The sequence below is a fragment of the Bradyrhizobium sp. LTSP885 genome (assembly GCF_000938305.1).
Taxonomy (GTDB): Bacteria; Pseudomonadota; Alphaproteobacteria; order Rhizobiales; family Xanthobacteraceae; genus Bradyrhizobium.
The window spans coordinates 131006-152874 of sequence record NZ_JYMT01000015.1; the positions used below are offsets into that span (position 1 = coordinate 131006).

Sequence of the window (21869 nt, forward strand, 5' to 3'; positions counted from 1 at the left end):
GCACTTGCCGAAGCCATATTGGGTGTCTACCTCTCGCCGGGAACTTTTACAGAGGTCGACCCATCATGCTGAACGCCGCCGTCAAGGCGATTTCGCAAATCCTGTCGCCGCCGATGCGCTCGATCCTGTGGCGCTCCATCGGGCTTGCGCTCGTGCTGATCACCGTGCTGGCAATCGGATTGCAGCGGCTGCTGAGCTGGTTTGCCGAGTACGGCGAGGTTTGGGCCGAGGCCATGCTCGGCCCCAACTTCCATACCACGCTAAATGTCGTGTCCTGGATCGTCTCGATCGCCGCGGGCCTTGGCGTCGTGCTCGGCGCCGTCTTCCTGATGCCCGCAATCACCTCGCTGGTGGCGAGCCTGTTTGTCGACGACGTCGCCGACCATGTCGAGCGCGAGCACTATCCGGCCGAGCAGCCCGGTGTGGCGCTGCCATTGGCGATCGCAATGACTGAAGGCGTCAGGACGGCGTTGCTGACCATCCTCGTCTATCTGGTGGCACTCCCATTCGTACTGTTCGCCGGCGCCGGCTTCATCGTCTTCTTCATCGCAACCGCTTGGCTGTTGGGGCGGGAATATTTCGAGCTCGCGGCGATGCGCTTCCGTTCGCCTGAGGATGCCAAGGCGATGCGCAAGGACAACGCCGCGACCGTGTTCACCGCTGGCCTGTTCATTGCAGCCTTCGTCTCGATCCCGATCGTCAATTTGGCGACCCCGCTGTTCGGCATGGCCTTCATGGTCCACATGCACAAGCGGCTGTCCGGACCGCGGCCGGAGCTGTTGGAGCCAGCGCGGCGGAGTGATGTCTCGGTCGTCTAGGCCGTCTCTGGCGGCATCGAAGCCGCCCGATCGTGCGCGAACGGCACCAGCAGCAATCCAACGATCGCCACGCAGGCGAGCATCGCCCATGCCTCGTTGACGGTAAGCGCCAGCGACGCCCTCTCAACCAGCGGACGGACAAATGCCACGGCGGCTTCGGTGGGTGGTCCGAGCGGGCGGTCGATGAGCATCTTCGGATCGAGCCCGATAGCCTGCGCCGCGGTGATATCTCCTGCCAGCAGCCGGACGCGAAAATCTTCCGCGTAAACCGGGCTTCGGCCGTAGAGTATCGTATCGATCAGGGCGATCCCGATCGCTCCCCCCAGATTGCGCGCCAGATTGAACAATCCGCTGGCGTCAGCGACCTCGGCTTCCGGCAACGCGCCCAGCGCAATTCGCGTCGGCGGCAGCAAGCAGAACATGATCGCGACCCCGCGTATGAGCTGCGGCCAGAACATCTCGTCGAAATCAGTGGTCCGCGGCTGAAAGGCGCTCAGGCTCAAGCCGAGCGCGAACAGGCCAAAGCCGATGCCGGTCAACAGACGCGCGCCGATGCGGCCTTCGAGGAACGCGGCAAGTGGCGCCGCGACGAGTTGCGCAATCCCCGTTACCAGCATGATGGCGCCGATCTCAAAGGCATCGCGCCGCCGGACGAAGCCGAGAAAGACCGGCATCAGATAGACCGAGCCATAGAGGCCGACACCAAGGCAAAGGCTCAGGGCGCAGCCGATTGCGAACGAACGCCGCGTGAACGTCGACAACCGTGCGATCGGATGCGCTGCACGCAACGTGCGCCGGATCAGGACCGCCATCCCGACAATGCTTCCCGTCAGCAGGCTCACGCAAAGCAGCGAGGCCCAGCCAAGCTGCGGTGCTTCCTTGAGCCCGATCTCGAAACTTGCGAGCGCCGTCGCAAGCAGGACAAGCGACCACCTGTCCAGCTTCGACAATTCGTGGAGATCTCCGGCCGCACGCGGAAGCAGAAATGGAGCCACGGAGGCCGCGATGATCCCCGGAACGACGTTTATCAGGAACAACCACGGCCACGACCAGGTCTGCGTGATCCAGCCGCCAACGACAGGTCCGACGGTTGGGGCAAGCACCGCAACGACGCCGCCGATTGTGGTGGCCACCGCGTGGAGACGCGGCGGAAACAGCGTGAACACCGCGGAGAACACTGCCGGGATCAAGACACCGCCGGAGAATCCCTGCAACACACGAAATATCAGCAGCAAGGCAAGGCTGCCACTGAAGGCACAGCCGATCGACGCGACGGTGAACAGGCCCACGGCCGTCACGAACAGCCAACGCAGCGACAGCGCGCGCGTGAACAGCCCGGTCAGCGGGATCGCGATCACCTCCGCAATCAAATAGGCGGTCTGGATCCAGCTCATCGCCGCTGGCGAGATCGCGAGCGCGCGCTGGATCGTCGGCAGCGAGGTCGCGACGACCTGGATATCCAGGATGGCCATGAACATGCCGAGGCACATCAGGAGGAATCCGGCCCACGTCGCGACGGATGGGCTGTCGGCTCGATGCTCGGCCCGCTCGCTCATGGCGTACCGGTGCGCGGCTGGCCGGGACCGGAAAGCGCACGCGTCTCGGCGCTGATCCGGACCGAGAGCACCGCGAGATTGAGGATCGTGAAGATGAGCGCCAGCCGCGGCAGATGCAGCGCGAGCGGAAGCAGCGCGATCTCTGCGACGACGACGGCATAGTTCGGATGCGAGAAGTACCGGTAAGGCCCCGATGCGACCAGCGGCTCGCCTGGCAGCACGATGATCCGCGTGGTCCATCGCCGCCCGAGTGTGGCGAGGATCCATAGCCGCAAGCCCTGCAGCGCCAGGTAGATCGCGAGCGCCGCCAGGTTGACGTCCTGGTCGCGACCCCATACCCACAGAGTGACCAGCCAGGCAGCGTGAACCGACACGACGAGCGGGTAGTGGTTTACGCCGACTTCGATGGCGCCGCGCGCCAGAAGCCGCTCCGTATTGTGCCGTGACAGCACGAGCTCGCCCAGACGCTGCAGCGTGACCAGCGCGAGAATGATCGACGCCAGGCTCACGCCGCGTGCCGTAGCGCGACGCAGCTCAACGTGAAGCCGGGTCCGAGTGCCGTCAACAATGAGCGTGGTGGCAGGCCCTTCGCGCGCGCCCGTTCGAGGACGAAGAGAACGGTCGGGGCCGACATGTTGCCGCAATCGGCAATGATGTCGCGCTCGTGATCGAGCGTGCCCTGATCGAGCGCCAGCGCCCGCTCCAGCGCCACGATGACCTTCGTGCCGCCAGGGTGGCAAAGGAAGCGGTCGATATCGTCGACCGAAAGCTCCATCCGCGCGAGGATTTCGGCGACCGCCGGCCCTAGATGCTGGCGGACAAAGTCGGGAATCGTCCGCTGAAAGACCACGCCGAATCCTTCCGGATCGACCGTCCACCCCATGACGTCGACCGTATCGGGCCAAAGCTTTTCGCCGGACGTCTCGATCCGCGTCGTCCCGCCGTCGCCGGCGCGCAGCACGATCGCCGCGGCACCATCGCCGAACAGGCTGGCGGCGACGATGTTCGCCTTGGTGAGCTCATCATGCCGGACTGCGAGCGTGCAGAGCTCGAGCGCGACCAGCAACACATTGGCGCCAGGCCGCGCTTCCGCGAGCCGCGATGCGATCGACAAGCCCGAAACACCGCCAGCGCATCCGAGACCGAACACCGGCACACGTGACACGTCGGACCGCAGGCCGAGCTTGCCGGCCACGCGCGCCTCCAAGGTCGGCGTCGCAATCCCTGTCGAGCACACCGTGACCACGACATCGATGTCGCCGCCGGTGAGGTCGGCCTGGGCGATCGCCTTGCGCGCGACGTCGACGAACAGTGATTCCGCGCCTTCCAGGAAAGCCTGCGTCCGCTCGGGCCAGCCGCGCCGCTCAAGATACCATTCGATCGGCTTCACGCCGTAGCGATGCTGGATGCCGGTATTGGCGAAGAGGCTTGAGAGGGTTTCGAATTCCGGATAGCGGTCGGCCAGCAGGCCGCGCGCCGCCTGCAGGATCTGCCCTTGATGGAATAGATGCGGCGGAACCGCGGTTGCCACGGAAACAAGGGCGGCCGTCTGCTTCATGATGCTTGTCCTGGATTGGTCCCCGCTACGTGAAACCACCGGGCAAGCCGAATATTTCAGGAGTTGCCAACATCGGGCCCGAGCCCGCATTCAACATAAATTGAATGCTTCAACTGCGAGCCGCAGCGATCTTTACGCCGCATTTGCGCAGCGCGTTCTTCGCAAAACCAAACGGCGCCGGCGTAAACGGACCCGGCGGTGCGCGCGCGATCAGCGCAACCACGAAGAGGGCCGTCATCGCCAGCCAGAAGCACAGCCAGAACCCGTCGATATAGGCCAGCACATTCGCCTCGCGCTGCACCAGCGCAGCAAGCGTGCCGACGGCCCTCCCCATGGCGGCCCCGGCGCCATGACCGGAAAAGCCCTCCGCCAACTCTTGCAGCAAGCGCCTGACGTCGACATCGCCGCTCTGGACATGCTGTCCGAGATAGTTCGAGTGAATCTGCTCGCGGACCCGCAGCCACGTGCCCATCAGTGCGACGCCGATCTCGGCACCGCCGAGCCGCATGATCTGGATGTAGGCCGCGAACGAGGTGGCGCGCGACGGATCGGAGTTGGACAATGCGAGGATGATGATCGACAGCAACGTGAACGCCTGCCCAACCGACTGCAGCAGCACGATGCCGATGAAATCCTCCCGCGCCCAGACGTGGGTCAACTGCGTGCCCCAGAGATTGGCGGCGGCAAACGCCGAGAATCCAAGCACGAGGACGGTGCGTGCATCGAAGTGCCGGAGCAGATAGATCGAGATCGGCACCAGCACGAACATCGGCAGTGCGCCATAGATTAACAGTAACGCGCCCGACTGCTCCGGCCGCAGCGCCGGGATGGCGCCGAGGAAATTCGGCACCAGCGACGAGTTGGAAAGGCTGGTCAGCGTGTACAGCAGGATCGCGACCAGCGAGAGCCCGATATTGCGCGAGAACAAGATGTTGAAATGCGCCCATGGGCGGTCCACCAGGGTCTCATTGATCATGAAGCAGACGATCAACACGCCGCCGCTGATCAGGAGCGCCGTCACCGTGCCCGATCCCAGCCAATCCAGCCGATTGCCCTGATCGAGACCGGCATAGACCATCGACAGGCCCGCACCGAGCAGCAGCATGCCGCCCCAATCGGCATGGCGCACCAGGTCGCGATTGACCGGATCATTGGGGGTGCCGAGATACACCATCAGGCCCATCAGCGGCGCAACGATCACGCTCTGCCAGTAGATCCACTGCCAGCCGAGATGCTCGACATAGAAGCCGACCAGCGAGCTCGACGTATCCAACGCGAATCCGACACGGATCGAATACAGCGAAATCCCCAGCAGCCACCAGCGGATCGGCAGGTTGCGGAGAATGATCATCAACGACGCCGGCACGAAGGTGCCGAGCAGCATGCCGTGGACGATGCTCAGCGCGATCAGCGTCGTGAAATCGTGGACGAACGGAATGATCAGCGAGATCACCGCATAGACGAGGCTCGGGATCCCAAGCACGCGCCGCAGCCCGAACGCGGTGGCGAGCCAGGCCACCGCGGGCGCGACCAGGATCTGCGAGCCGATGCCGGCAGTCGAGAGCCAGGCGCCCTCGTCGAACGAGAGCAAGAACGCGCCGCGCAGATCGGGCAGGCCGACCGAGGTCAGGCGGCTGTCGAAATTCGTGAGAAATGATCCGAGCAGAACCGCAACGACGGCAAATATCGGCTGCGGCGCGACGCCGCCGCGCGAGATCGGGCCGCGATCGCGATCGTCACTTTCCGCCATCCGTAACCGCCTCGCTGGTGTTGATGTCGGTGACGACGGACATGCCCGGCAGCAGGCGCTCGAGCAGCGGCTGGTTCTTGTCGAACTGGATCCGCACCGGAATGCGCTGCACCACCTTGGTGAAATTGCCGGTGGCGTTGTCGGGCGGCAGCAGCGCGAATTGCGAGCCGCTCGCCGGCGCAATGCGCTCGATGCGGCCGCGCAGCCTCTCGCCCGGGAACGAATCCACCATGATCTCAACCGGCTGACCCGGCCTGACGCGCGTCAGCTGCGTTTCCTTGTAATTGGCGATCACGTAAACATTCGGCAGCGGCACCACATTGACCAGATTGGTGCCGATGTTGACGTAGTCGCCCGGCTGTACCTGACGCTCGCCGGTGACGCCGTCGAATGGCGCGGCGATCTTGGTGTAGCCGAGCTTGAGCTTGACCGCGGCGAGTTGCGCCTTAGCGCCATCGATATCGGCGGCGCGCTGCTTCTTGGTCCCTTGCAGCACCTCGATCTGATGACGCTGGGCTGCGATCACCGCGCGGCTTGCACTGACATCGGCCTGCGCCTTGGCATAGGCGGCGGTGGCCTGCTCGAACTTTTGTCGCGTGCCGGCTTCGGTTTGCGACAGCGACTGCTGGCGCTCCTGCTCCTGGCGCGCCTCGATCGCCTGTGCCTCCGCGGACAGCCGCGCGGCCTCCGCCTGCGCGATGGTCGCGTATTGCAGCTCGACCTGGTTGCTGAGGTTGTCGAGCGCGGCCTGCGCGCCGACCACACCGGCCTCGGCCTGCGCGACCTGCGCCTGATAGTCGGCCGGATCGATCTGCACCAGCAGATCGCCGGCCTTGACGCGCTGGAAATCGGTGACGGCGACGGTGAGAACCTCGCCCGCGACCCGGCTGGAGAGCTGGGTCAGATCGGCGCGAACATAGGCGTCATTGGTGCTCTGGATCGTGGCGCTGCCGACCCAGGCGTCCCACCGCACCGTTGCCAGCACAATGAACGCCAGTGCAACCAGCACCGCGAACAATGGAATCGCGAAGCGACCCCAGAACCCGCTTGTCGTGGCTTGCGGCTTTGCGGTTGGCGCGGCCTGGCTGGCCGGTGGCGGGGTGGTTTGAACCTGCTCTGTCACGACACTCCCCTCACTCACGCTCCGGACCGCCGGACGAGGTTACAAGCACATGATGTCAATCATGCCTCAGACGGTCTTCTCCGGCCAACGGCAAAGATCGTTGATCAGGCATACCTCGCAACGCGGCTTGCGCGCGAGGCAGGTGTAGCGGCCATGCAGGATCAGCCAGTGATGGGCATGCAGCATGAACTCCGGCGGGATCACCTTCTCCAGCCCGAGTTCGACCTCGAGCGGAGTCTTGCCGGGTGCCAATCCAGTGCGGTTGCCGACGCGAAACACATGGGTGTCGACCGCCATCGTGTGCTCGCCGAACGCCATGTTGAGCACGACATTCGCGGTCTTGCGGCCGGCGCCGGGCAGCGACTCGATCTCGGCGCGGGTGCGCGGCACTACGCCGCCGAATTCGGCGATCAGCTTCTCCGAGAGCGCGATGACGTTCTTGGCCTTGTTGCGATAGAGCCCGATGGTCTTGATGTGGTCGCGCACCTTGTCCTCGCCGAGCGCGAGCATCTTTTCCGGTGTGTCGGCGATCGCGAACAGCGCGCGGGTCGCTTTGTTGACGCCGGCGTCGGTCGCCTGTGCCGACAGCACGACTGCAACCAGCAGCGTGTACGGATTGAGATGCTCCAGCTCGCCCTTCGGCTCGGGATTGGCTTTGCGGAACCGGCTGAAGGCCTCAAAGACCTCCGCCGCCGTCCACGGCTTCGGTTTTGCGACCCTCTTTGCCGCGGGTTTTGGCAGCGGCTTTGCCGCCTTCGCGGTCTTCTTCGGCACGGACCGAACGCTTGATGTCTTGGTGCGTTGAGAGCGGGTGATTTTGGCCATGATCGGGATATACTGATACGCCATGACCGCAGGCAACGATTTTGATCCCAAGAGTAATCTTGAGGGCGATCTTGAGAATGGTCTCGAGGCCGACAACCTCGAGCCGAAACTGTTCTCGGCATTGCTGACGCCGCACCGTTCGCTCAACCGCACCGGCTTCGTGGTGCTGATGTCAGCGGTGACTGCGATCAGCTTCATTGCCGGCGCGGTGTTCTGGTGGCTGGGCGCCTGGCCGATCTTCGGCTTCTTCGGCCTCGACGTGCTGGTGATCTATTGGGCGTTCAAGGTCAATTTCCGCACCGCGAAGGCGAGCGAGGAGATCACCGTGACGCCGTCGGAATTGCGGGTACGCCGGATCAGCCACCGCGGCCACGTCATGGAATGGGTGCTCAACCCGCTCTGGGTGCAGTTCGAGCAGATCTCGCACGAAGAGTTCGGCGTCGAGCGGCTTTTTCTGGTCTCCAGGGGCCGCCGGGTCAGCGTCGGCAGCTTCCTTGGACCGGACGAAAAGGCCAGTTTTTCCAAAGCCTTGATGGCCGCGCTGAATGCCGCCAAGCGCGGTCCGACCTACAACCCTATCAATTAGGCTTTTTTGTTTGAGCATGATCTTGTTGGAAAACCGGTTCCCACTTTGCGCTAACGCGGCCGTACCGGTCCGGATCATGCTCTTTGTCGGAAACCGGGTGGTTTGGACGCGCGATGGCTCCTAAATCAGGTCCCATGATGACACTCGCCATACATGACCAGCGCCTGACCAAGCCGGGCCCGCAGAACGCCGCGCTACGCGACTATGATTCGGTGCGGCGTGCGATCGCCTTCATCTCGGACCACTGGCGCGCGCAGCCGACCATCGAGGCGATGGCCGACGCCGCAGCCGTGACCCCGGATGAGCTCCACCATCTGTTCCGCCGTTGGGCCGGGCTGACGCCAAAGGCCTTCATGCAGGCGCTGACCCTTGACCACGCCAAGGGCCTGTTGCGCGATTCCGCCAGCGTGCTCGACGCGGCGCTCGACTCGGGCTTGTCAGGCCCGGGCCGGCTGCACGATCTGTTCGTCACGCACGAGGCAATGTCGCCCGGCGAATGGAAGCATGGCGGCGCCGGCATGACGCTGCGCTACGGCTTCCATCCCTCGCCGTTCGGCACTGCGATCGTGATCGCGACGGACCGTGGACTGGCGGGGCTTGCCTTCGCCGACCCCGGCGACGAACAGACGGCGTTCGCCGACATGACGCGGCGCTGGGCGAACGCGACCTTTGTCGAGGACACCGACGGCACCGCCGCGTTGGCGCAGCGCGTCTTCGACAAGCAGCTGTGGCGGCCGGACCAGCCGTTGCGCGTGGTGCTGATCGGCACCGATTTCGAGGTGCGGGTGTGGGAAACGCTGCTGAAGGTCCCGATGGGCCACGCAGTCAGCTATTCCGACATCGCCACCAAGATCAGCAATCCGAAGGCGTCGCGCGCCGTCGGCGCCGCGGTCGGCCGCAATCCGGTGTCATTCGTGGTGCCCTGCCATCGCGCACTCGGCAAGAGCGGCGCGCTGACCGGCTATCACTGGGGCATCACCCGCAAGCAAGCGATGCTCGGCTGGGAAGCCGGCCAGGTGGGATTGCATTAAGGCGAACGGTTCTCTTTCCCCGTCACCCTGAGGAGCGCGTAGCGCGTCTCGAAGGGTCGACGGCCACCAGCCGGGCCATGCATCCTTCGAGACGCGCGCAAGGGCGCGCTCCTCAGGATGACGGATCGAGAATCTTGATCGCTTCGCTTACCCCGCCAAATCAACCTTGGACGCAACGGTGGAATCGGCATTGAGCCGATAGACCACCGGCGCGCCGGTCGCGAGTTCACGCTTGAGGATCTGCTCGGGCGTCAGCTTTTCCAGCACCATGATCAGCGCGCGCAGCGAATTGCCGTGGGCGGCGACCAGCGTGCGCTGGCCGCGCAACACGCCGGGCAGGATCTCCTGCACATAATAGGGCAACGTGCGTGCCAGCGTGTCCTTCAGGCTTTCGCCGCCGGGTGGTGGCACGTCGTAGGAGCGGCGCCAGATCAGCACCTGGTCCTCGCCCCATTTCTTGCGGGCGTCATCCTTGTTAAGACCGGAGAGATCGCCATAGTCGCGTTCGTTGAGCGCGAGATCTTGGGTCGTCGGCAATCCGGTCTGGCCGATCTCGGCCAGCATCAGCTTCAACGTGTGCTGGGCGCGCGTGAGATCGGAGGTGAAGGCGACGTCGAACGACAGACCCTGCGCCTTCAGCTTGCGTCCCGCTTCCTTGGCCTCGTTGATGCCCTGTTCGGTGAGATCAGGATCCTTCCACCCGGTGAAGAGATTCTTCAGGTTCCATTCGCTCTGGCCGTGCCGGACCAGCACAAGAAGACGATCGCTCATTCCACGGTTTCCGTTCTCAGCTTGATTTATTCACCCAGTCCCAGCACGTCGGCCATCGAGTACTGGCCCGGCTTCTTGCCATGCGCCCACAACGCCGCCTTCAGCGCGCCTTGCGCGAACAGCGCGCGATCCTCGGCATGGTGCGACAGCGTGAGGCGCTCGGACGGACCGGCAAAGATCACGCTGTGATCGCCGGCCGCGGTACCGCCGCGCAGTGACGCAAAGCCGATGTCCCCGGCGCGCCGCGCGCCGGTCAGGCCATCGCGGCCGCGCGCCGAGCGTTCCGCCAACGCGATCTGGCGTCCGGCCGCGGCGGCTTCGCCGAGCATCAAGGCGGTGCCCGACGGTGCATCGATCTTGGACTTGTGATGCATTTCAAGAATTTCGATGTCAAAGCTCTGGTCGAGCGACTGCGCAACGCGCTTGACCAGTGCGGCGAGCAGATTGACGCCGAGGCTCATATTGCCCGACTTCACCACGATGGCGCGATTGGTAACGCTCTTGATCACGGCATCGTCCGATGACGACAGGCCGGTGGTGCCGATGACATGAACGAGACCGCGCTCGGCTGCGATCGCGACATTGGCGATGGTCGCGGCCGGTACCGTGAAATCCAGGATGCCGTCGGCGTTGGCCGACATCGTCCACAGGTCGGCCGACAGCGCGACGCCATTGGCCGGCAGGCCGGCGAGCACGCCGGCGTCTTTGCCCAGCAATTCGGAGCCCGGCGCTTCCAGCGCGCCGACCTGAACTGCCCCGGGGGTTTCGGAAATCACCCGCGCCAGCGTGCGGCCCATCCGGCCGCCGGCTCCCGCAACAATCAGACGCATGTCAGCCATGGCATCACCTCTGATGGCCGTATAGCGGGCGGAGGCTGTTCCGGCAACCGGACCGGCGGCCTACGGACTGTCGTAGCCTTCGATGATAATGAGATCGGCCATCGAATGCGGCTGCCGTACCTTGATGTTGGCCTGGTATTCCGGCGAGTTGTAGCAGGCCAGCGCCGTCTCGTAGTCGGCGAATTCGATCACGACATTGCGCGAGCGCTTCTCCCCTTCGGGATTGGTGAATCTGCCGCCGCGAACAATGAACTTGCCGCCGAATTTCTGGAAGATGGCCGGGTTGGCCGCCATGTAGGGCTTGTAGCCCTCCTCATTGTGAACGTCGACGCGTGCAACCCAGTATCCCTTCGCCATATTCTTCTCCTTTGTCGTTCAGGTGAGCGCCTGTGCGATTTCGGCCTGGATGGCCTCCGCCGCGGCCTTCGGATCCGATGCTTCCGTCACCGGCCGTCCAACAACCAGATAGTCAGCGCCGGCTGCAATCGCACGGGCCGGCGTCATGATGCGCTTCTGGTCGCCGGTGGCCGATCCCGCGGGCCGGATGCCCGGCGTCACCAAGTTGATCTGGTCGCCGACGATCTTGCGCAGGGCGGAAGCCTCTTCGGGCGAGCTGACAATGCCGTCGACGCCGAGCGCCTGCGCCTGCTGGCCGCGCGCTGCGACGAGATCGGCGACGTTGAGACGATAGCCCGCGGCATGGAGATCGCTGTCGTCGTACGAGGTCAGCACGGTGACTGCGAGGATCTTCAAGGTAGAGCCTGCGCGCGCGTCGACCGCGGCTTTCATGGTCTGCGGATAGGCATGCACGGTGAGAAAGGTCGCGCCGAGCTTTGCGACGCTTTCGACGCCGCGCGCGACCGTGTTGCCGATGTCGTGCAGCTTGAGATCGAGGAAGACCTTCTTGCCACTGCCCGCGAGCTGCTTCGCTAGCGGCAGGCCGCCGGCATAGCCGAGCTGATAGCCGATCTTGTAGAAGGTCACGCTGTCGCCAAGCCGTTCGATTATCGCCTCCGCCGCTGCCACGGAGGGCAGATCGAGCGCCACAATCAACCGGTCTTTTGGAGCGATCCTGGCTGGCTGCATGTCACCTCACATCATGCGTTGGGAATGGTCGATCAACTGCCGCACCAGCGCCCGCATCGCTTCGATGTCGGCGTGGTGTTTCAGACGATCCATATCGTCATAGGCCTGTTCGGCAAATGACAGCGCGAGCTGGTTCGGGATCACGGTCGCCTGGCACGCCGACAGGATCAGCCGCAGCGCCGCCAACGCGCGCGTGCCGCCGAGCCGGTTGCCGGACGCCGCTGCGATCGCGAAGACGCGGTCGCGGAACACCTGGCCGCGGGCCTCATGCGGATCCTGCACGCGGCTCACCCAGTCGATCGTGTTCTTCACCAGCGCCGGTACCGAGGAATTGTATTCCGGGGTCACGATCAGCACGCCGTGATGGGCGCCGATCATTCGCTTGAGGTTGACGGCATTCTGCGGCACGCCCGATTTGGCCTGCAGGTCGCCGTCATAGATCGGCAGCGGAAAATCGGCGAGCGAGATGCGGGTGACGTCGGCGCCGAGCTGCACCAATTCCCGCGCCACGACGGCCGCCAGCTTCGCATTGAGCGAGCCTGATCGAAGCGATCCCGGGATCACGAGGATTTTCAGCGCGGACATTTTGAAATCGCGGGTTCAGTCGAGCCCACGCGACGGCGCAGGGCAAATTAACCCTTGCGATACACCCAGACCCGGGCGGGCGGAAGGTTCATCCAGATCCGCTCGGAAGCTTCTGTGGACACGCCCGGCAACGATTTCGGAATCGGGGGCACGACCGAATAGGTGAACTGAACGAAGGGAGCGCCGGGCGCCAGCGCCACGAAGGCATCGCGGATCAGCCTCAGGCGCGTCAGCATCGGCTTGGTGACCAGCGGCAGGCCGGAGACCACGGCCGAGGCGGGAGACTTCAGGACGTCCCACAGCGCATCGCGGAGCGCATAGGCATCACCTTGCACGACCTTGGCCTGCGGATAGCGCTCACGCAGCAGCGCGCAGAAGCCGGGATTGTATTCGACCAGGACCAGCCGCTTCTGATCGACGCCATGCTCGATCAGCGCGTTGGTGATCGCACCGGTCCCGGGTCCGAGTTCGACGACCGGCCCTTCCGCTTTCGGGTCGACATATTGTGCCATGGTGCGGGCGAGCAGTCGCCCCGAGGGCATCACCGCGCCCATGTGCAGCGGCTTCTCGATCCATGAACGGAGAAAACGAACCTCGTCGTCAAGACGGAGGGGTTTCTTCAACGCACGCACGGACGATTGGGGCATGTCGCTTCCAGGCGGGACCGCACAACCGAGCGGTTGTCAGAAAACAGTCACAAAGACGTATATGTCAGAGCCGTTACGGTCAAGCATAACGACTACTGCGGCGCGGCGCGGTTTCCGAAGAAGTCCTTGACCTTAGAGAAGAAACCTGCGGCCTCGGGTTGGGTTGCACCGGACGACAGTTTTTCGAACTCCATCAGCAATTCTTGCTGTTTCTTGGTCAGATTCTGCGGCGTTTCGACCATAACCTGGACATACATGTCGCCGGTCTGGCGGGACCGCAGCACCGGCATACCCTTTGATGCAATGCGGAATCGCCGGCCGGACTGCGTGCCGGACGGCACTTTCACCTTGGTCTTGCCCTTGTCGATGGTCGGCACCTCGAATTCGCCGCCGAGCGCGGCTGCGACCATCGAGATCGGCACGCGACAATGCAGGTCGGCGCCGTCACGTTGGAAGAACTGGTGCGTGGTCAGCGACAGGAAGATGTAGAGGTCGCCGGGCGGGCCGCCGCGAACGCCGGCCTCGCCTTCGCCGGCCAGGCGAATCCGCGTGCCGTCCTCGACGCCCTGGGGAATGTTGACCGACAGCGTCCGGTCGCGCGTCACCCGGCCGGAACCGACGCAGGAGGCGCAGGCGTCCTCGATCATCTGGCCGCGGCCCTGGCAGCCGGGGCAGGTGCGCTCCAGCGTGAAGAAGCCCTGCGCCTGCCTGATCCGTCCAGCCCCGCCGCAATGCGAGCAGGTCTTCGGCTTGGTGCCGGCCTTGGCGCCGATTCCCGAACAGGATTCGCAGGTGACCGAGACCGGAATCTCGATCTGCGCGGTCTTGCCCAGGAAGGCTTCCTCGAGCGTGATCTCCATGTTGTAGCGCAGGTCGGCGCCGCGCTCGCGGCCACCGCTGCCACGGCGCTGCCCGGCCATGCCGAACAGGTCTTCGAAGATGTCGGAGAAGGAGGAGGCGAAGCCGGCGCCGAAGCCCGGACCGCCGCCACCCATGCCCTGCTCGAAGGCCGCATGACCGAAGCGGTCATAGGCGGCGCGCTTGTCGCCGTCCTTCAGCACTTCATAGGCTTCGTTGATTTCCTTGAAGCGGACCTCGCTGGAGGCATCGCCCGGATTCTTGTCCGGATGCCACTTCATTGCGAGCTTGCGGAAAGCCGCTTTCAGCTTGGGCTCGTCCGCGTTCCGCTCGACCTCGAGGGTCTCGTAATAGCAGCGCTTGGTGGTGGACATCCTTCAATTCCGTCCGAAGTTCGGAGCCATCGCCGAGGATCGCGATAAGGATCGCACCTGTCTGCAAGATGCAGCGATCGCCTTAAAAAAAAATGACCCCCACTCCTCCGAGACGCGTCGCGTGCTCATTGGCGTGAGGGTCATGATCTCAAGCCCGCTTAAGCAGACTTCTTGTTGTTCTTGTCGTCGTCGACCTCGGTGAACTCCGCGTCGACGACGTCATCCTTTGCAGCGTCCTTGGCCGCATCGGCCTCGGCCTGCTGCTTGTACATGGCCTCGCCGAGCTTCATCGAAGCCTGCGCCAGCGTCGCGCTCTTGGCCTTGATCGCCTCGGCGTCGTCGCCCTTCAGCGCTTCCTTGAGGTCGCTGACGGCGTCCTCGATGGCGCGGCGCTCGTTCTCCGGGATCTTCGACCCGTGCTCGGCTAACGCCTTCTCGGTCGAATGCACCAGGCCATCGGCATGGTTCTTGGCGTCGACCGCCTCGCGGCGCTTCTTGTCCTCGACCGCATTGGCTTCGGCGTCCTTGACCATCTTGTCGATGTCGGCCTCGGACAGACCGCCGGATGCCTGGATCCGGATCTGCTGTTCCTTGCTGGTCGCCTTGTCCTTGGCCGAGACGTTGACGATGCCGTTGGCGTCGATGTCGAAGGTCACCTCGATCTGCGGCATGCCGCGCGGCGCCGGCGGAATACCCATCAGGTCGAACTGGCCGAGCATCTTGTTGTCGGCCGCCATTTCACGCTCGCCCTGGAAGACGCGGATGGTGACGGCGCTCTGGCTGTCCTCGGCCGTCGAGAACACCTGGCTCTTCTTGGTCGGGATCGTGGTGTTGCGGTCGATGATGCGGGTGAACACGCCGCCCAGCGTCTCGATGCCCAGCGACAGCGGGGTCACGTCGAGCAGCAGCACGTCCTTGACGTCGCCCTGCAGCACGCCGGCCTGGATCGCAGCGCCGATCGCAACGACTTCGTCGGGATTGACGCCCTTGTGCGGCTCCTTGCCGAACAACTGCTTCACCACTTCCTGAACCTTCGGCATGCGCGTCATGCCGCCGACCAGCACCACTTCGCCGATTTCGGCGGCGGTGAGGCCCGCGTCCTTCAGCGCCTTGCGGCACGGCTCGATGGTCTTCTGGACGAGATCGTCGACCAGCGCCTCGAACTTGGCGCGGGTCAGCTTCATCGTCAGATGCTTCGGACCGGTCTGGTCAGCCGTGATGAACGGCAGATTGATTTCGGTCTGCGTGGTCGAGGACAGCTCGATCTTGGCCTTTTCGGCGGCCTCCTTCAGGCGCTGCAGCGCCAGCTTGTCGTTGCGCAGGTTGATGCCCTGTTCCTTCTGGAACTCGTCGGCGAGATAGCCGACCAGGCGCATGTCGAAGTCCTCACCACCGAGGAAGGTGTCACCGTTGGTCGACTTCACCTCGAACACGCCGTCACCGATCTCGAGGATCGAGACGTCGAAGGTGCCGCCGCCGAGGTCGTACACGGCGATCGTGCCGGTCTTCGTCTTGTCGAGACCGTAAGCGAGCGCGGCAGCCGTCGGCTCGTTGATGATGCGCAGCACTTCGAGGCCGGCGATCTTGCCGGCGTCCTTGGTGGCCTGACGCTGTGCGTCGTTGAAATAGGCGGGAACCGTGATGACGGCCTGATCGACCTTCTGGCCGAGATGCGCCTCAGCGGTCTCCTTCATCTTCTGCAGAATGAAGGCCGAGACCTGCGAGGGCGAATAGGTTTTGCCGTCGGCTTCGACCCATGCGTCGCCGTTCGATGCCTTGACGATCTTGTAGGGAACGAGCTTCTTGTCCTTCTCGACCATCGGGTCGTCATAGCGGCGGCCGATCAGGCGCTTCACCGCAAAGAACGTACGCTCGGGATTGGTTACTGCCTGGCGCTTCGCCGGCTGGCCGACAAGGCGTTCGCCATCGTCGGTGAAAGCAACGATCGACGGCGTGGTGCGCATGCCCTCGGCGTTTTCGATGACCTTCGGTGTTTTGCCATCCATTACGGCGACGCACGAATTCGTGGTGCCGAGGTCGATCCCAATGACCTTACCCATGGTTTTTCATATCCTTGTTGCTACGGCAGGCTGGTTGGGCCCTGACGGCACCCCGAACCGAACCCCCAGACGTTCACATACTCGCGATATTGCGACGGTGAGCCTGATATAGGAGAGAGGGTCCTGCCCGCAAGGACTGGACGCAACGTTGAGGCCTGAAAAGACTGACGTTTGAAAGATTGTGTCAGCTTGGGGCCCGCGCCGGCTCAACCTCTAATCAAGTTAACAAATAGGCAATGTTGCCGGGCGCGATCAAGCGCGATCCACACCACGCGCACAGGTCATGCGTGTTGAGTGAACGCTCACAACGGGCCCGACACGCAACCGGCTCGCCGGTTGACCGGGCGCGCTATTTGGCCGCCGGCCGTTGTGCTGCCAGCGCGATTGTTTCACCGAGAAATGTCGGGAAACCCTGGAAAGGACCGCCTTGTCTGGCGAAAAGCCCGTGGAATCGTGACGACAGAGCGGAAACGAAGATCAGGCGGACCTGTTGCAGAGCCATCAAAACCGCTAAAAGCGGGCCGACTGATGCGGCCCACCCAGCCCTGCACCGGCCCTTTGAGCGGCCTCCAAGCAAACCCGGTAGATCCTTCATGACGCCCTTTCGAGTTCTCGCTGCGGTTGCCGTGCTGATTGCCACCACCTGGTCTGCTTTCGCTGATGACGTGGTGTTTCCGCCGGGTGCCCATGTCGGCATGAAGCCGCTGGTCGGCCTCGTTCGCGCAAAGTCCTTCATCGGCTTCGAGACCGAGGACCAGGGCGTCAAGGTCCTGATCGCCGATCTGCCCCCGGATGCCTATGGCGAGGTCGTCAACGCCTTCAAGGCCAATCCCGCCGGCAGCGGCGGCATCAAGCCCGAGAGCCTCGAGACCCCGGCCGGACTCGCCTATTATACCGTCGAGAGCGCACGGGACGGCGCGACCAATGTGCGCCGCTACTCCATGATTTTGCCCGGCCCGACCTTCTCTGGCTACATCGCGGTGCAGGTGCCCGAGAACGCCGCGAGGATCTACACCGACGACGCCGTACGGCAGATGTTCGCCACCGCCTTCATCCGCAACGAGGTGCCGGTCGACGAGCAGCTCGGCATGATGCCGTTCAAGATCACCGAGCTGAGCAATTTCAAGACCGTCCGCATGGTGGCGCCCGGCGCAGCGCTGATGCTGGCCGACGGCGACGAGAAGACCGGCTTCGAAACCAAGCCCTTCATCCTCCTCGGCATCATCGGCTCGACCGCGGCCTCTCCCGACGATCGCGGTCGCTTCGCCCAGCAGATTGCCACCACGATTCCCGGCGTGCGCGATGGGCACATCACCATGTCGGAGCCGATCCGTATCGACGGCCAGGCCGGCTACGAGACACGGATCGACGCGATCAGCGGCAAGGACAACACGCCTGTCACCATCGTGCAGTGGCTGCGATTTGGCTCGCAGTCGTCGATGCGCATCATCGGAAGTTCGCCGCGCACCGACTGGGAGAAGGCATTCCCGCGCTTCCGCGCGGTGCGTGACGGCATCCAGCCGCGCGGCTAAAGCCGTTTCCGTTCCGATGGAATCCGAACGGGGCTCTCGAGCCTTGATTTGAAGCGCTTTCTATACGCGAACCGGAATCCATCCCGGATCAGGTCCGGGACAGGCTTCGCTCGAAAACGCTCTGATCGAAGTTTCCGCAGCGCCCGCCGAAAAATCGGACTTTCGTTTGTACGCAAACGGAACTAGCCTCCTCGCACGGTTCACCCCAGCGAGGAGAGGCACGATGTTGGATCGACGGCAGGTTGTTGCAGGTCTTGTTACAGGTCTTGGCGCGACGGCTCTTGCAACCCTGGCTCCGGGCGAGCTTTGGGCAGCAGCGGTCAAACCTGACGACGGCTCGGCGCTGCTGGTGATCGACGTCCAGAACTGCTTCCTGCCCGGCGGCAGCCTGGCGGTGAAGGACGGCGAGCAGGTGGTGCCGATCATCAACAAGATGGCCAAGAGCTTTGCCAATGTGGTGATGACGCAGGACTGGCACACGCCCGGACACATCTCCTTCGCCTCGGTCCATTCCGGCAAGAAGCCGTTCGAGACGATCGATCTCGCCTATGGCAAGCAGGTGCTGTGGCCCGACCATTGCGTGCAGGGCACCGACGGCGCCTCGCTGTCGAAGGATCTCGCGATCCCGCAGGCCGAACTGATCATCCGCAAGGGTTTCCACAAGGACGTCGACAGCTATTCCGCCTTCACCGAGGCCGATGGCAAGACCAGCACCGGTCTTGCCGCCTATCTGAAGGCGCGCAACGTCAAGCGCGTGTTCGTCGCCGGGCTCGCCACTGATTTCTGCGTGGCCTGGACCGCGCTGGACGCGCGCAAGACCGGCTTCGAAACCTATGTGGTGGAAGACGCCTGCCGCGGCATAGACACGCAAGGATCGCTTGCGAAGGCCTGGACCGACATGGCCAAGGCCGGCGTCAAGCGGATCCAGTCATCGGACATCGCCTAAGGTTTCTTGACTTAAGGTGTCTTGGCGCAGGATTTCCTCGCGTGACGTCGAAACGATCAGGCCGTGAAATCGGCCGCCGGGGCGGCTTTGGCGCCGCCCTTGGAGACACCCACCAGGGCCGGGCGCAAGATGCGCTCGCCGATCATGTAGCCGGCCTGCATGACCTGCACCACGGTGCCTGACGGCACCGACACATCGGGCACCTCAAACATCGCCTGCTGGAAATTCGGATCGAATTTCTCGCCGATCGGATCGAACTTTTTCACGCCGTTCTTTTCCAGCGCGTTGAGCAGCGAGCGCTCGGTCAGCTCGACGCCTTCGATCAATGCCTTCAGGCCGGGATCGGCGGCTTCCTTGGCCTCGGCCGGAACCGCATCGAGCGCGCGCTGCATATTGTCGGCGATATCGAGCACGTCGCGGGCGAAGCCGGTGATCCCGTAGGTCTTGGCATCAGCGACCTCGCGGCGGGTGCGTTGACGAAGATTCTCCATCTCGGCCAGCGTACGCAGCATCTTGTCGCGCGTCTCGGCCAGTTCCTTGCTCAAGGCCTCCGTCGATCCGACCTCGGGATCGTCGGGCATGATGTAAGGCTTGGAGACCACAGGCTCGCCCGTCGGCGCCGGATTCTCGGTATTGTCATTGGTCCGGTTCGGATCGATCATGGCTTGCCTTCTCGAAAAAACGCGCGTCGTTCAAATCTTGGGGATTGGCTGGCCCGGATATCGTGCTTTAAGCGACGAAAATCAAGCGCCACATAGCGTTTTCGAGCGAAAGCCTGTCCCGAACTTGACCCGGGATGGCCCCCCGGCTCGCGTGAAAAAACGCGTCAAATGAAAGGCAACTTCCGTCCGGTCAGCCGCCCAGGATCTGGCTGACGATACGCGCGGCGTAATCGACGGTCGGGATCACCCTGGCATAGTTCAGCCGCGTCGGGCCGATCACGCCGAGGACACCGACGATCCGGCCATGGGCATCGCTGTAAGGCGCGATGATGGTCGAGGAACCCGACAGCGAGAACAGCTTGCTCTCCGAGCCGATGAAAATCCGCACCCCCTCGCCACGTTCGGCGCGGCCGAGCAGGTCGATCACGCCGCGCTTGGTCTCGAGATCATCGAACAGCGACTTGACGCGCTCGAGATCATCGAGCGCATGCAGATCCTCCAGCAAATTGGCGTGGCCGCGCACGATCAGCTGCCGGTCTTCGTTCTCGCCGCCGGACCAGCTCGCGATGCCGGCCGCCACCACCTTCTGCGTCAGCTGGTCGAGCTCGGCGCGGTTCTGCGTCAAGGCGGTCTCGAGCTCGAGGCGCGCTTCGGCCAGGGTCCGGCCACGGATCCGCGCGTTGAGGAAGTTGGTCGCTTCCGTTAGCGCCGAAGAGGGAACCCCGGGCGGCAGTGCCAACACCCGGTTTTCGACCTGGCCGTCTTCGCTGACCAGCACGACCAGCGCCTTCTCCGGTTCCAGCCGCACGAATTCGATGTGCTTCAGCCGCGCGTTCGATTTCGGCGTCAACACCACGGCCGCGGCGCGGGTCAGCCCCGACAGCCGGGTCAGCGCTTCCCCGAGCGCCGCCTCGACCGATTGCGCGCGGCCGACGGAGGCGAGCTGGGTCTGGATCGATTGGCGCTCCGCCTCGGTGAGGTCGCCGACCTGCATCAGGGCGTCGACGAAGAAGCGCAGGCCGAGTTCGGTCGGCAACCGGCCGGCGGAGGTATGCGGCGCGTAGATCAGGCCGAGCTGCTCGAGATCCGACATCACGTTGCGGACCGACGCCGGCGACAGCGGCAACGCAATCAGGCGCGAGATATTGCGCGAGCCGACGGGCTCGCCGGTCGCAAGATAGCTTTCGACAATTTGACGAAAAATGTCGCGCGAGCGCTCGTTGAGCTGGGCAAGCCCCGCATGCGGCGTGATCAGGCTGATCGGATCGTGGTGAGCCACGCACTACTCCCTCACAATTGCCCCTAATCTGTCGATCCGCGAGGTCCGTGACAAGCAGGCATTCAGACCAAATAGCCTGGCCGAAAACCCTTGCCGCTGCCCGTTCCCCCTCCTACAAGCACGGCTTGAGCACGATCCGGAAGAATTGCAACCGGTTTTCCGAAAAGGTCGTGCTCAAACAAAACGTTAGAGCGCGATGACGATTCGAGACAAGTCGTCACGCTCCGGCACCTTCTCGGATTTTTCGGAGGATTCCCCATGCGGCCAAGCCGCCGTGCGCCCGATGAACTGCGTCCCGTGTCGCTGGACCGCGGCGTCGTCAAATATGCCGAGGGCTCCTGCATGGTGAAATTCGGCGACACCCATGTGCTGGTGACCGCCACGCTGGAGGAACGGCTGCCGCCGTGGCTGAAGGGCCAGGGCCGCGGTTGGGTCACCGCCGAATATGGCATGCTGCCGCGCGCCACGCTGGAACGCACCCGCCGCGAGGCGTCCGCCGGCAAGCAGGGCGGCCGTACCGTCGAAATCCAGCGGCTGATTGGCCGCTCCCTCCGCGCCGCGGTCGACCTGGAAGCGCTGGGCGAACGCCAGATCACCGTCGATTGCGACGTCATCCAGGCCGATGGCGGCACCCGTACCGCCTCGATCACCGGCGCATGGGTCGCGCTTGCGGATTGCATCAACTGGATGAAGACCCGCAACATGTTGAAGGCCAACGTGCTGCGCGACAACGTGGCGGCGATCTCCTGCGGCATCTACAAGGGCACGCCGGTGCTCGACCTCGATTATGCCGAGGACTCCGAAGCCGATACCGACGCCAATTTCGTCATGACCGGTGACGGCCGCATCATCGAGGTGCAGGGCACCGCCGAGAAGACGCCGTTCTCGCAAGACGAATTCCTGGCGCTGATGGCGCTGGCGCGCAAAGGTGTCGCGCGTCTGGTCGACTTGCAAAAGCTCGCGGTGGCGTAGTCAGATTGGCC

The 21869-nt window shown here is 63.9% G+C and carries 22 protein-coding genes; 6 read left to right on the forward strand and 16 right to left on the reverse strand.

Features of this window, described 5'->3' with window-relative positions; translation table 11 throughout:
• The first annotated feature begins 65 nt into the window (after positions 1–65).
• On the forward strand, positions 66–818 hold the full coding sequence (locus tag UP09_RS09955) for a sulfate transporter family protein (protein ID WP_044537960.1): 753 nt from the start codon (positions 66–68) through the stop codon (positions 816–818).
• Here the strand turns inward: UP09_RS09955 and UP09_RS09960 are convergent.
• From UP09_RS09960 to nth, 6 genes are all read right to left on the reverse strand, one after another.
• The gene (locus UP09_RS09960; protein ID WP_245301866.1) at positions 815–2374 is read right to left on the reverse strand and encodes a DHA2 family efflux MFS transporter permease subunit; all 1560 of its coding nucleotides are present in this window, start codon (positions 2372–2374) and stop codon (positions 815–817) included. The genes UP09_RS09955 and UP09_RS09960 overlap by 4 nt on opposite strands.
• Positions 2371–2883 carry an isoprenylcysteine carboxyl methyltransferase family protein gene (locus UP09_RS09965; RefSeq protein WP_044537962.1) on the reverse strand — a complete coding sequence of 171 codons (513 nt, stop codon included), beginning with the start codon at positions 2881–2883 and terminating at the stop codon, positions 2371–2373. The genes UP09_RS09960 and UP09_RS09965 overlap by 4 nt, the downstream gene beginning before the upstream one ends.
• On the reverse strand, positions 2880–3932 hold the full coding sequence (locus tag UP09_RS09970; protein WP_044537963.1) for a type III polyketide synthase: 1053 nt from the start codon (positions 3930–3932) through the stop codon (positions 2880–2882). The genes UP09_RS09965 and UP09_RS09970 overlap by 4 nt, the downstream gene beginning before the upstream one ends.
• A 109-nt stretch (positions 3933–4041) precedes the next feature.
• Positions 4042–5682 (reverse strand): MFS transporter, encoded by a 1641-nt coding sequence (locus UP09_RS09975; protein ID WP_044537964.1) that lies wholly within the window; start codon positions 5680–5682, stop codon positions 4042–4044.
• Positions 5669–6805 (reverse strand): HlyD family secretion protein, encoded by a 1137-nt coding sequence (locus UP09_RS09980; RefSeq protein ID WP_044537965.1) that lies wholly within the window; start codon positions 6803–6805, stop codon positions 5669–5671. Before UP09_RS09980 ends, UP09_RS09975 begins: the two co-directional genes overlap by 14 nt.
• A gap of 66 nt (positions 6806–6871) precedes the next feature.
• Complete coding sequence (nth, locus tag UP09_RS09985) at positions 6872–7630, reverse strand: endonuclease III (RefSeq protein WP_044538020.1); 759 nt, start codon at positions 7628–7630, stop codon at positions 6872–6874.
• 22 nt (positions 7631–7652) lie between these two features.
• Between nth and UP09_RS09990 the strand changes: the two genes are divergently transcribed.
• Both UP09_RS09990 and UP09_RS09995 read left to right on the forward strand, forming a co-directional pair.
• Positions 7653–8216 carry a DUF2244 domain-containing protein gene (locus UP09_RS09990; RefSeq protein WP_082070075.1) on the forward strand — a complete coding sequence of 188 codons (564 nt, stop codon included), beginning with the start codon at positions 7653–7655 and terminating at the stop codon, positions 8214–8216.
• 134 nt (positions 8217–8350) lie between these two features.
• The gene (locus UP09_RS09995; protein WP_044537966.1) at positions 8351–9247 is read left to right on the forward strand and encodes a methylated-DNA--[protein]-cysteine S-methyltransferase; all 897 of its coding nucleotides are present in this window, start codon (positions 8351–8353) and stop codon (positions 9245–9247) included.
• 147 nt (positions 9248–9394) lie between these two features.
• Here UP09_RS09995 and UP09_RS10000 read toward each other — a convergent pair whose 3' ends face one another.
• The 8 genes from UP09_RS10000 to dnaK all read right to left on the reverse strand — a co-directional run bounded on the left by UP09_RS10000 (position 9395) and on the right by dnaK (position 16467).
• Positions 9395–10018, reverse strand: a complete 624-nt coding sequence (locus UP09_RS10000; protein ID WP_044537968.1) for a 2,3-bisphosphoglycerate-dependent phosphoglycerate mutase — start codon at positions 10016–10018, stop codon at positions 9395–9397.
• 26 nt (positions 10019–10044) lie between these two features.
• Positions 10045–10857 carry a 4-hydroxy-tetrahydrodipicolinate reductase gene (gene dapB, locus UP09_RS10005; protein WP_044537969.1) on the reverse strand — a complete coding sequence of 271 codons (813 nt, stop codon included), beginning with the start codon at positions 10855–10857 and terminating at the stop codon, positions 10045–10047.
• Positions 10858–10917: 60 nt separating this feature from the next.
• The gene (locus UP09_RS10010) at positions 10918–11214 is read right to left on the reverse strand and encodes a DUF1330 domain-containing protein (RefSeq protein WP_044537970.1); all 297 of its coding nucleotides are present in this window, start codon (positions 11212–11214) and stop codon (positions 10918–10920) included.
• Between the two features lie 18 nt (positions 11215–11232).
• Positions 11233–11943 carry an orotidine-5'-phosphate decarboxylase gene (pyrF, locus tag UP09_RS10015; RefSeq protein WP_044537971.1) on the reverse strand — a complete coding sequence of 237 codons (711 nt, stop codon included), beginning with the start codon at positions 11941–11943 and terminating at the stop codon, positions 11233–11235.
• A 6-nt stretch (positions 11944–11949) separates the two neighbouring features.
• Positions 11950–12528, reverse strand: coding sequence for an NADPH-dependent FMN reductase (locus UP09_RS10020; protein ID WP_044537972.1), 579 nt, complete (start codon positions 12526–12528; stop codon positions 11950–11952).
• A gap of 47 nt (positions 12529–12575) precedes the next feature.
• On the reverse strand, positions 12576–13175 hold the full coding sequence (locus UP09_RS10025; protein ID WP_044537973.1) for a class I SAM-dependent methyltransferase: 600 nt from the start codon (positions 13173–13175) through the stop codon (positions 12576–12578).
• Between the two features lie 92 nt (positions 13176–13267).
• On the reverse strand, positions 13268–14407 hold the full coding sequence (dnaJ, locus tag UP09_RS10030; RefSeq protein WP_044537974.1) for a molecular chaperone DnaJ: 1140 nt from the start codon (positions 14405–14407) through the stop codon (positions 13268–13270).
• A gap of 158 nt (positions 14408–14565) precedes the next feature.
• On the reverse strand, positions 14566–16467 hold the full coding sequence (dnaK, locus tag UP09_RS10035; RefSeq protein WP_044537975.1) for a molecular chaperone DnaK: 1902 nt from the start codon (positions 16465–16467) through the stop codon (positions 14566–14568).
• A 593-nt stretch (positions 16468–17060) separates the two neighbouring features.
• Between dnaK and UP09_RS10040 the strand changes: the two genes are divergently transcribed.
• Together UP09_RS10040 and pncA are read left to right on the forward strand one after the other, a co-directional pair.
• Positions 17061–17999, forward strand: a complete 939-nt coding sequence (locus tag UP09_RS10040) for a hypothetical protein (RefSeq protein WP_044537976.1) — start codon at positions 17061–17063, stop codon at positions 17997–17999.
• A gap of 223 nt (positions 18000–18222) precedes the next feature.
• Positions 18223–18945, forward strand: a complete 723-nt coding sequence (pncA, locus tag UP09_RS10045; RefSeq protein ID WP_044537977.1) for a bifunctional nicotinamidase/pyrazinamidase — start codon at positions 18223–18225, stop codon at positions 18943–18945.
• Positions 18946–19001: 56 nt separating this feature from the next.
• On the opposite strand, the gene grpE is transcribed toward pncA, so the two are convergent.
• A complete protein-coding gene (gene grpE / locus UP09_RS10050; protein ID WP_044537978.1) occupies positions 19002–19607 on the reverse strand; it encodes a nucleotide exchange factor GrpE in 606 nt (201 codons plus the stop codon).
• 190 nt (positions 19608–19797) lie between these two features.
• Positions 19798–20886 carry a heat-inducible transcriptional repressor HrcA gene (hrcA, locus tag UP09_RS10055; protein WP_044537979.1) on the reverse strand — a complete coding sequence of 363 codons (1089 nt, stop codon included), beginning with the start codon at positions 20884–20886 and terminating at the stop codon, positions 19798–19800.
• A 258-nt stretch (positions 20887–21144) separates the two neighbouring features.
• Here hrcA and rph point away from each other — a divergent pair, with 258 nt between their 5' ends.
• Positions 21145–21858 (forward strand): ribonuclease PH, encoded by a 714-nt coding sequence (rph, locus tag UP09_RS10060; RefSeq protein WP_044537980.1) that lies wholly within the window; start codon positions 21145–21147, stop codon positions 21856–21858.
• The last annotated feature ends 11 nt before the right edge of the window (positions 21859–21869 follow it).